Annotated in this window: 6 protein-coding genes; 4 read left to right on the forward strand and 2 right to left on the reverse strand. The window is 74.3% G+C overall.

The annotated features are described in order from the left end of the window. Positions 1–5,775 (reverse strand): beta strand repeat-containing protein (locus MOX02_RS22720; RefSeq protein ID WP_244948448.1); only part of this gene is annotated, 5,775 nt, incomplete at its 3' end. A gap of 608 nt (positions 5,776–6,383) precedes the next feature. Between MOX02_RS22720 and MOX02_RS22725 the strand changes: the two genes are divergently transcribed. Both MOX02_RS22725 and MOX02_RS22730 read left to right on the forward strand, forming a co-directional pair. Continuing rightward, positions 6,384–6,605, forward strand: a complete 222-nt coding sequence (locus tag MOX02_RS22725) for a hypothetical protein (RefSeq protein WP_147028114.1) — start codon at positions 6,384–6,386, stop codon at positions 6,603–6,605. A gap of 278 nt (positions 6,606–6,883) precedes the next feature. Then, positions 6,884–7,858 carry a LysR family transcriptional regulator gene (locus tag MOX02_RS22730; protein ID WP_147028115.1) on the forward strand — a complete coding sequence of 325 codons (975 nt, stop codon included), beginning with the start codon at positions 6,884–6,886 and terminating at the stop codon, positions 7,856–7,858. Positions 7,859–7,867: 9 nt separating this feature from the next. Here MOX02_RS22730 and MOX02_RS22735 read toward each other — a convergent pair whose 3' ends face one another. After that, a complete protein-coding gene (locus MOX02_RS22735) occupies positions 7,868–8,167 on the reverse strand; it encodes a hypothetical protein (RefSeq protein ID WP_147028116.1) in 300 nt (99 codons plus the stop codon). Between the two features lie 306 nt (positions 8,168–8,473). On the opposite strand from MOX02_RS22735, the gene MOX02_RS22740 reads away from it, so the two are divergent. Further along, positions 8,474–9,154 (forward strand): TVP38/TMEM64 family protein, encoded by a 681-nt coding sequence (locus MOX02_RS22740; protein WP_147028117.1) that lies wholly within the window; start codon positions 8,474–8,476, stop codon positions 9,152–9,154. Then, entirely contained in the window at positions 9,151–10,722 is a 1,572-nt protein-coding gene (locus MOX02_RS22745; protein WP_147028118.1) for a phospholipase D-like domain-containing protein, read from the forward strand. Before MOX02_RS22740 ends, MOX02_RS22745 begins: the two co-directional genes overlap by 4 nt. Positions 10,723–10,823: the final 101 nt, after the last annotated feature.

Below are 10,823 nucleotides of genomic sequence, written 5' to 3' on the forward strand. Positions count from 1 at the left end.
GGTGCCGGGGGTGAACGAGAAGTTGCCCTGCGCGTCGGCCGTGGCGGCGCCGATCTGGGTGCCGTTGCTGAGGATGGCGACGGTCGCGCCGGGCTCGGCGGTGCCGGCGATGGTGGGCGTGCTGTCGCCGGTTGTGCCGGCGGCGGTGGTGATGACGGGGGCCGCCGGCGGCAGCGTGTCGACCACCACGCTCACCGGCGCCGAGGCGGCGCCGACATTGCCGGCCGCGTCCGTGAGTTGCACGGTGAGGTTGTGCGGCCCCTGCCCGAGCGGGCTCGTCGGGCTGACCGTGAAGGTGCCGTCGCCGGCCACCGTGCCGGTGCCGACCGCGGTGCCGCCGTCGAGCAGCGTCACGGTGGCGCCGGGCTCGCCGGTGCCGGTGATGGCGGGGGTCGCGTCGGCCACCGGACCGCCGGGGCTCGACACGGTCGGGGCGGAGGGCGCCGCCGTGTCGACGACGATGGCGACCGCGGCCGAGGCCGGGCTGACCTGGCCGGCGGCGTCGGTGGCGGTGGCGGTGAGGGTGTAGGGGCCGTCGCCGAGGGCGGTGGCGGGGGTGAACGAGAAGTTGCCGCTGGCGTCGGCCGCGACGGTGCCGATGGTGGTGGCGCCGTTGCTGATGGTGACGAGCGCGTTGGGCTCGGCAGTGCCGGTGATGGCGGGCGTGGCGTCGTTGGTGGGGCCTGCCGCGATGGTGAGGGTGGGGGCGGCGGGTATGCCGGTGTCGACGGTGAGGCCGATGGCGGCCGAGGCGGGTCCGGCGTTGCCGGCCGCGTCCGTGGCCGCGGCCGTGAAGGTGTAGCTTCCGTCCGGCAGGGCGGTGCCGGGGGTGAACGAGAAGTTGCCCTGCGCGTCGGCCGTGGCGGCGCCGATCTGGGTGCCGTTGCTGAGGATCGCGACGGTCGCGCCGGCCTCCGCAGTACCCGTGATGGTCGGCGTGCTGTCGCCGGTGGTGCCCGGAGCGATCGTCAGGACGGGCGCTGCGGGCGCCGTCGTGTCGATCTCAAGAGCGAGCGCGAGCGACGGCGCCGAGACGTTGCCCGCCGCGTCCGCCGCCGTGACCGTGATGCTCGCGGTACCTTCGGGCAGGTTGGTGCCAGGTGTGAAGGTGAAGTTGCCTGCCGCGTCGGCCGCGGCGGTGCCGATGACCGTGTCGCCGTTGCGGAAGGTGAGGACGGCGTTGGGCTCGGCGGTGCCGGCGATGACCGGCGTGCTGTCGTCCGTGGTCCCCGGAAGCGTGGTGATGACGGGGACCGCGGGCGCGGCCGTATCGACCGCCGCCGTCACCGCGGCCGAGACCGGCGAGAGGTTGCCGGCCGCGTCCCGTGCGGTGGCGGTCAGGCTGGCCGTGCCGTCCGCCAGGGGCGTCGTCGGCGTGATCGTGAAGCGGCCGTCCGTCCCGGCCACCGCGGTGCCGAGCACGGTGGTGCCGGCCGTCACCGTGACGGTGGACCCGGCCTCCGCGCTGCCCGTGATCGTGGGGGTGTTGTCGTTCGTCGGCCCGATCGCGTCGAGGGCCGGAGCGGGCGGTGCCCCGGTGTCCACCGTGACGGTGACCGCGACCGAGGCGACGGATTCGTTCCCGGCCACGTCGGTCGCCGTCGCCGTCAGGCTCGCCGGCCCGTCCGCCAGGGCGGAGGCGGGGGTGAAGGCGAAGGCTCCGGTGGCGTCGGCCACCACCGTCCCGAGGATGACGGCGCCGTTGCTGATCGTGACGGTGGTGCCGGCCTCGGCCGTGCCGCGGATGGTCGGGGTGTTGTCGTTGGTCGGTCCGGCGAAGGCGGCGAGGACGGGGGCGACCGGGGTCACCGTATCCACGAGGACGGCGAGCGGCGCCGCATCGGATTCGACGCCGGTCGGACTCGTGGCGACGACCGTCAGGTTGTTGATCCCGTCCGGCAGGGCCGAGACCTCGATGCTGAAGGCGCCGTCCGGCCCGGCCGTGCCGGTCCCGATCGGCGTGGTGCCGAGGAAGACCGTGACGGTGTCGTTCGCCCCCGCAAGCCCGGTGACGACCGGGGTGGGGTCGTTCGTCGGCGCCAGGTCGTCCAGGATCGGCGCCCCCGGGACGGTGGTGTCGATCTCGGCGATCACGGTGGCGGACGGGGCGGAGATGTTGCCGGCCGCGTCCCGGGCCGTGGCGACGAGGGGATTGTCGCCGTTCGGCAGCGGCACGGTCGGGGTGAGCGTGAAGGTGCCGCCCGCACCCGCCGTGGCGGTGCCGAGCACCGTGGTGCCGCTCGTCACCGTGACGACGGCGCCGGGCTCGGCGGTGCCGGTGATGGTCGGGGTGACGTCGCTGCCCGGCGGGACCGCGTCGATGGTGGGGGCGCCCGGCGCGAGCGTGTCGATCGTCACCGTGACGGCGGCGGAGGGGGCCGAGAGGTTGCCGGCGACGTCCCGCGCGGTGGCGGTCAGGCTGGCCGTCCCGTCCGTCAGGGGCGTCGTCGGCGTGAGGCTGAAATTGCCCTGCGCGTCGGCGACCGCGGTGCCGAGCACGGTGGCGCCGGCCGTCACCGTGACGGTGGCCCCGGCCTCGGCCGTGCCGGTGATGGTGGGGGTGGTGTCGTTCGTCGGCGCGATCGGCGCGATCACGGGGGCGCCCGGCGCCGCCGTGTCGATCGTCAGCGTCACCGCGGCCGAGGCCGGCGAGGTGTTGCCGGCCGCGTCCTGCGCGGTGGCGGTGAGGGCGGCGCTGCCGGGCGCCAGCGGCGCCGCGGGCGTGACGGAGAAGGTGCCGTCGGGGCCGGCGGTGGCGGTGCCGAGCACGGTGGCGCCGTTCGAGATCGTGACGACGGCGCCGGGCTCGGCCGTGCCGGTGATGGTGGGGGTGGTGTCGTTCGTCGGTGGCAGCGGGTCGATCACCGGCGCGGTCGGCGCCGCGGTGTCGATCGTCACCGCGACGGTTGCCGAGACCGGCGAGGTGTTGCCGGCCGCGTCCTGCGCCGTCGCCGTCAGGCTGGCGGTGCCCGGCGTCAGCGGGGTCGTCGGCGTGAAGGAGAAGGTGCCGTCGAGGCCGGCGGTGGCGGTGCCGAGCACGGCGGCGCCGTTCGAGATCGTGACCAGCGCGCCGGGCTCGGCCGTGCCGGTGATCGTCGGCGTGGTGTCGTTCGTCGGGTCGAGCGGGGCGATCACCGGCGCGCCGGGCGCGGTGGTGTCGACGGTGACGGCGATGGCGGCCGAGACCGGCGAGAGGTTGCCGGCCGCGTCCTGCGCGGTGGCGGTGAGGCTCGCCGTGCCGTCCGGCAGCGCGGTGGCGGGCGTGAAGGCGAAGGTGCCGTTCGGGCCCGCGGTGGCGGTGCCGAGCACGGTGGTGCCGTTCGAGATCGTGACCAGCGCGCCGGGCTCGGCCGTGCCGGTGATCGTCGGCGTGTCGTCGGCGGTGAGCGGCAGCGGCGCCAGGACGGGCGCGGCGGGGGCCAGCGTGTCGACCGTCAGGGAGACGGCGGCGGAGGCGGGCGAGGCGTTGCCGGCGGCATCCCGCGCCACCGCGGTCAGGCTGGTGGTGCCGTTCGGCAGGGCGGTGGCGGGCGTGAAGGAGAAGCTGCCGTCCGGGTCGGCGGTCGCGGTGCCGAGCACGGTCGTGCCGCTGAGGATCGTGACGACGGCGCCGGGCTCGGCCGTGCCGGTGATGGTGGGGGTGTCGTCGCGGGTCGGGGCGATCGGCGCGAGGACGGGAGCGGCCGGCAGGCCTGTGTCGACCACGAGGCTCACGGCCGCGGAGGGGCCGGAGACGTTGCCGGCCGCGTCACGGGCGGTGGCGGTGAGGCTCGCCGTGCCGTCGGGCAGCGCGGTGCCGGGGGTGAAGGAGAAGGTGCCGTCTGCGCCCGCGGTGGCGGTGCCGAGCACGGTGGCGCCGTTCGAGATCGTGACCAGCGTGCCGGCATCGGCCGTGCCGGTGATCGTCGGCGTGTTGTCGTTCGTCGGCGCCAGCGGCGCGATCGCGGGCACGCCCGGCGCCGTCAGGTCGAGCTGCAGGGCGAGCGGCGCCGAGGCGGGCGAGGCGTTGCCCACCGCGTCGCGGGCCACGGCCGTGAGCGTGTAGGCGCCCTCCGCGAGGGGCGTCGTGGGCGTGAACGTGAAGACCCCGTTCGTGCCGGCGACGGCGGTGCCGAGCACCGTCGTGCCGTTCAGGATGGTGACGGTCGCGCCCGCCTCCGCCGTGCCGGTGACGGTGGGCGTCGAGTCGCCCGTGAGGCCGCCGCCCGCCACGAAGGTCGGGGCGCCGGGCGCGGTGGCGTCGATCCGCAGGCTGACGGCCGTCGAGGCCGGGCCGAGATTGCCGGCCGCGTCCCGGGCGGTCGCCGTGAGGGCGTAGGTGCCGTCCGCCAGCGGCACCGTGGGGGTGAAGGAGTAGGCGCCGTTGGCGCCCGCCACCGCCGTGCCGAGGATCGTGGCGCCGTTCGAGATGGTGACGGTGGCGCCGGGCTCGGCCGTGCCGGTGAGCGTCGGGGTGTTGTCGCCGGTCGCCGCCGTGCCCGCGCTCAGGGTCGGGGCGGTGGGCGCCGTGAGGTCGACGGTGACGCTCGCGCCGCCCGAGCGGCCGCTGACGTTGCCGGCCCGGTCGGTGGCGGTGGCGGTCAGGCTGAAGCTGCCGCCGGTGAGCGGCGTCGTCGGGGTGATCGCGTAGGCGCCGTTGGCGCCCGCGACCGCGGTGCCGAGCACGGTGGCGCCGTTGTAGAGGGTCACGGTGGCGCCGGCCTCGGCCGTGCCGGTCACGGTCGGGGTCGCGCTGTTCGTGAGGGCGGGCGCCGTGACGGTCGGGGCGCCGGGCGCGGCGGTGTCGATGGTCAGGCCGAGCGGCGCCGAGGCGACGCTGGTGTTGCCGAGGCTGTCGCGGGCCGTCGCCGTGAGGTTGTAGGTGCCGTCGCCGAGCGTGCCGCTCGTCAGCGTCCAGACGCCGTTGGCGCCCGCCACCGCGGTGCCGACGACCGTGGTGCCGTTGAGCACCGTGACGGTGGCGCCGGCCTCGGCCGTGCCGGTCACGGTCGGCGTGTTGTCGTTGGTGACGCCGCCGCCCGCCGTGAAGGCCGGGGCCGCGGGCGCGGTGGCGTCGACGCGCAGGCTGATGCCCGCCGAGGCGGGGCCGGCGTTGCCGCTCGCGTCGGTGGCCGTGGCGGTCAGGGTGTAGGTGTTGTCGGCCAGCGGCGTGGTCGGGGTGAAGGAGTAGGCGCCGTTCGCCCCCACCGCCGCCGTGCCGATGACGGCGCCGTTGGCGCGGATCGTCACCGTGGAGCCGATCTCGGCGGTGCCGGTGATGGTCGGGGTGTTGTCGGCGGTGGCCGCGACGCCCGCGGTGATCGTCGGCGCGGCGGGCGGCGTCGTGTCGTTCGTCCGCACGTCGTCGATCGCGAAGCCGACGCCGAGATTCACGCTGAGCGCGCTGCGCGAGAAGACGCGGACCTCGGTGACGTTGTCGAACTCGGAGCCGAGCGTGATGGTCTGGTCGCCGATGGTGAGGATGTTGATGAAGCTCGCGGTGGCCACCTGCACGCCGTTGCGGTAGCCGACGAACACCGTGTCCCCGAGCAGCGAGATGTCGCGGTCGAGGGTGAGGCCGTCGAGATCGAAGGCGCCGCCCGAGGCCTGCGCGATCGAGAGGTAGGCGGCGTTCTGCGAGCGGGTGTTGAGGACCGCGTCGCCGAACTCGGTCTCGACCCGCAGGGAGCCCGGTGTCCCCGTCCCGTTCGTCCGCAGCGCGTAGGTGTAGCCGCCGATCGTGACGGGGTTGCCAGAGGTTCCGACGAGCCCGTCGAAGGTCTGAATGGTAGCCATGGGGGACCGACGCTCCGTACCGACGCTGATGAGGGTCGCGCGCGCCGCGGCGGGCTCGCGCTCCGAGTTCATTCGCGGACGGGCGGCCTCCTCGGCGGGGCGCCGTTTGGGACAGTCCAGCCTGCCCGCGTTCGGCGCATAAACTGGCTGATCATGAAATGATGGAAAGGAATGTTGGCAGAAAGCACTTTTCCATGAGAGCAAAAGACGAGTTTATCTCAGTCTTGCTCCGTGCCTTTGTGCTTGGCCGTGGCCAGTCTATGCGGCGCTTGCGACAATTTGACTGCGGCACAACTCGCAAATGCAGATCGTATGGGTGAAACGCTCCGGGAAATGCTGTCGTGAGCCGCCTCGGCAGGCTCGGGGGGCGGCCCCGTCCCGTGCGGCGCGCTCCGGCGGATCCGGCGCGCGCGCGGGCCGCGGAGGCGCCCGGAAGACTTTTTCGAGCATCGGGGCGCCGGGCGCGGACCTTTGCTTGTGGCCCCAAGTCGTGCGCCCGCCCGGCCGAGATCTCTCATTTCGGGAAAGTGTTTTTCCAAAACCTCGTCTGTGTGAGGTCTGGCAACGGGTTATGTCCGAAAGGGCACGCACTTACCCTGAGGTTGCTCATGTTTGCGATCATGATGGCAGCTGTCGTCGGCGGCCCCCTGACCTCGGCCCTGCTCTGGGACCACGGGGCGGTGATCGCCCTCGCCGCCGCCCCCTTCGGCGGCAGCCTCTCGGGGCTGATGGCGGCCTGGCTGATCACGGTGCTGCGGGCCCGCTCGGACGGGGACGCCGCGGCGCGCGGGGTGCGGCCGGTGCCGCAGAGCCTCCCGGGCGGCTGGTAGCGCCGCCTCGCCGGGCGCGGGGGCCTGCCGCCAGGGCGCTTGCAGCCAAGGCGCTCGCAGCCAGGCTATAGCAAAAGCAGATCAAATTTTACGCAAAATGCACACAAGAAGATCCGTCAACGGCGTTAAGGATATCTCACTGGAAAACACCTTTCCGCGGCGAACTCTGTTGCAGAACATCTTGACCTGATCGAGGGGTCGTCTATCTAGGGTTGTGTCGACGGCGAGGGCGGAAACCTCACCTCGGCGGTCTCGGGGGCGGAGGAGAACCGGAGGACATGCCGCAGCCTCAAGTTCTGCGCGATATGGCCCTGTTCGTTGAGGTGGCGAAACGCAAGAGTTTCAGCCAGGCGGCCGCCGCGCTCGACATGCCGATCTCCTCGGTCTCGCGCCGCATCACGCAGTTCGAGACGGCGGTGGGCCTGCGGCTCCTCGACCGCACCACCCGCAAGCTCGCGCTGACCCCCTACGGCGAGGCCTACCTCGCCCAGGCCACCCGCATCGTCGAGGAGGCCCAGCGCACCTTCGACGACATGATCGCCCAGGCGAAGGGCCCGAGCGGCTTCCTCAAGGTGGCCGCGCCCCCGGACTTCTGGGTGGTCCGGCACCTCTCCGACATCGTCTGCGCCTTCTCGGAGGACCACGAGCACGTGCACGTCCACCTCGACCTGCGCGCCTCGCAGGTCGACCTCGTGCGCGAGGATTACGACCTCGCGATCTCGATGGAGGAGCCGCGCCAGTCCTCGCTGATCGTGCGCAGGGTCGTCGAGGTCGAGAACGCCCTGTTCGCCGCCCCCGCCTACCTGCGGGCGCGGGGCCGGCCGAAGCACCCGCGCGACCTCGCCGAGCACGACGTGGTGCTGGCGGTCCCCGGCATGAGCGACACCTGGCAGCTCACCCGCGGGGACGAGATCGTCTCGGCCGGCGTGTCGGGGCGGATCTCCTGCAACAACGTCAGCCTGGCGCGCCGGCTCGCCGTGACGGGGCGGGGCATCGCGGTCTCGAACCTCGTCAATGTCGGGCGCGACCTCGACAGCGGGCGGCTCGACCGCGTCCTGCCGGACTGGCGCCTGCCGCCGACCTCGATCTACATCGTCACGACGTCGCGGCTCCTGCCCGCCAAGACCCGGCGCTTCATCGACTTCATCTCGAAGCGCCTCGCGGCGGTGTTCACGAGCGCGGCGCGGGGGGGCGACCTCGTGGCGCTGCCCGAGCGGGGCCCGGCGCAGCCGGTCTGCCTCGTCCGGCCCTGAGGCGGGGGCCTACTGGCGGGCGGGGACGCGGGCCGCCGCCTGGACGAAGGCGAGGCAGCGGGCGCGCGTCTCGGTGTCCTCGATCGCCAGGAACGCCTGGAGCAGGCTCGCGGCCTCCGAGAAGTCGCCGCCCTCCCCGTCCGAGACCGGCCGGGCCGTGGCCTCCGGCAGGGTCAGGGCGGTGGCGACCCCGAGGGCGCCCGCGAGCTGGCGCAGCGACAGCTCGGCCTGGAGCGGCAGGCGCAGGCCCAGAGGGTCCCGCTCCGCCATCAGCGCGTCCGACGCCTCGTCCGCCCGCAACCCGATCATCGTGACGCTCCGCTGGGTCCTTGGCCCTTGCGCCGGGTGAACCGTTCTCGACCGCACCCGGGCGCGACCCTGAGTCTGATCGTATGGATATTGCAGACTTATAGGATATCCGTTGCGATCACCTACGGAAAACGCGGGCGCGTGCAGACCGTACGTTAACCGAGCCGCCGCGCCGGCGCCCGCGCCGGGGTCCCCTGCCCTTTGCCTCCGGCCCGGCCCCTTTGCTACAGGCGGGGCGGCCGGGACGTCGCGACCTTGCGTTGTGACCCTGCGGCGAGGCGGCGCCGCCGCGAGGAGGGACCAGCGTTGACGGGCGACGAGAACCGATACTGGCTCGTGACGGTCCTCGCCGTCGCGGCCGCGGTGGCGGCCTGGTATGTCCTCCCGGTGGAGGCGTGGCTCACGGCCTTCAAGGACTGGACCCACAGCCTCGGCCCCTACGCCCCGGTCGCCTTCGCGGGGCTGTTCGTCGTCGCGACGCTCCTCGTGGTGCCCTGCACGCCGCTCACCATCGCGGGGGGCGTGGCCTTCGGCTGGTGGTCGCTGCCGATCGTGCTCGCCGCCGCGACGGTCGGTTCGGTGCTGGCCTTCGTGGCCGGGCGCACGCTGCTGCAGGACCGGGTCCGCGCCGCGATCGAGCGGCGGCCCGCCATGCGGGCGACCGTCGAGGCGGTCGGCGAGGGCGGCTGGCAGCTCCTGACGCTGATGCGGCTGAGCCCCTTCGTGCCCTTCAACGCGCAGAACTACGTGCTCGGCATCACCGACGTGCGCCCCGGCGCCTTCCTGGTCTCGACCCTCCTCGGCATGCTGCCGGGGACGATCGTGTGCGTCTATCTGGGCGTGATCGGGCGCGCCGCGGGCGGGGACGCCCCCGAGCACTGGATCTCTCTCGGGCTCGGCCTCGTTGCAACGGTCGCGGCCGTCGCGCTGACGCGGCGGCGGGTGCGGGCCAAACTGAGAACGCGGAGAGCCGGCGCGGGCGCATGAGTGATCGCAGACGGAACGAGGGGCGCGAGCCCGGCGCCGGGCGGCCCTGGCTGCGCGCGGGCGAGACCTGCTGGCGGCGGGAGCCGGCCCGCCGGCTCGCCCTGCTGCACGACGGGGCGGCCTATTTCGCGGCGGCCCGGCGCGCCCTCCTCGCGGCGCGGCGCTCGATCCTGCTGATCGGCTGGAGCTTCGACCCGCGCGTGCGCCTCGACCCCCTGGGCGCGTGCGCCGACGAGACGATGGCCGACCTCCTGCGCCGCCTGAAGGCGCAGCGCCCGGACCTCGCGGTCCGCCTGCTGATCTGGGACATGCCCTGGCCGATCTCGGCGGGCAACGACCACACGCCGGATTCCGTGCGCGCCGCGCTCGGGCCCACGATCGACTTCCGGATCGACGGCCGCCTGCCCTACGGCGCCTGCCAGCACCAGAAGATCCTCGTGGTGGACGACGCCGTCGCCTTCTGCGGCGGGGGCGATTTCGAGGTGAACCGCTGGGACACGCAGGGGCACCGCGACGACGACCCGCGCCGCCGCCTGCCCTCCGGCGAGACCTACCCGCCGCGCCACGACGTGATGATGGTGGTGGACGGGCCGGCGGCGGCGGCCCTCGGCGACCTCGCCCGCCGCCGCTGGCTCGACGCCACCGGCGAGCATCTCGAGCCCTCCGGAGCGGCGGGGGCCGGGGCGGCCTCCGATCCCTCGTCCGACCCGTTCTCCGACCCTTGGCCCGACACGGTGACGCCGCTCCTGCGCGACGTTGAGGTCGGCATCCTGCGCACCGAGCCGGCGCTCGGCGCCCGCCCGGCCGTGCGCGAGAGCGAGGCGCTCTACCTGCGGGCGATCCGGGCGGCGCGGCGCATCATCTACCTGGAGAACCAGTACTTCACGTCGCCCCTGATCGCCCGGGAACTCGCCGCACGGCTCGCCGAGCCGGAGGGCCCCGAGATCGTCGTGGTCCTGACCGAGCGCAGCCCGAACGGGTTCGACCGGCTCACCATGGACGGGGCCCGCCGCGGCCTGATCGCGCGGCTGCGCGCGGCCGACCCGTACCGGCGGCTGCGGGTGCTCGCCCCGCGCACGCCCGCGGGCGGGCCGATCCTCGTCCACTCCAAGGTGGCGGTGTTCGACGACCGGCTCATGCGGGTCGGCTCGACGAACCTCAACAACCGCTCGCTCGGCCTCGACACCGAGTGCGACCTCGCCGTCGAGGCGCTGCCCGGCGCCGAGCACGCCCTGCGGCGGGAGGCGATCGCCCGCGTGCGCGACGGCTTCGTCGCCCACCACGCGGGCTGCCCGCGCGACCGCTTCGAGGCGGCCGTGCGCGAGCGCGGCTCGGTCCGGGCCGCCCTCGACGACCCGGCGCTCGTCTCCCGCACGCGGCTCTGCGCGGTGGTGGCCTCGCGGCGCGGCCCGGTGGCGCGCCTCGTCGAGGCCCTGCACATCGGCGACCCCGCCGGCACCGGCGACCTCTGGCGCCCGTGGCGGCGCCGCCGCGCCCTGCGGGGCCGCGCCGCCCCGCCCGAGGACGCGGCAGGCGCCCCCGCGCCCGTCCGGGAGAGGGTGGGGTAAGGGGGCGGCCTCCCCGGATAGCGCGCACCCCTCACCCGGTCGGGCATGCTCGGCGCTGCCTTGGAACGACCGGGCGCGGGTCCCCTCTCCCGTTCGGGAGA

Source organism: Methylobacterium oxalidis (assembly GCF_007992195.1).
Classification (GTDB): Bacteria; Pseudomonadota; Alphaproteobacteria; order Rhizobiales; family Beijerinckiaceae; genus Methylobacterium; species Methylobacterium oxalidis.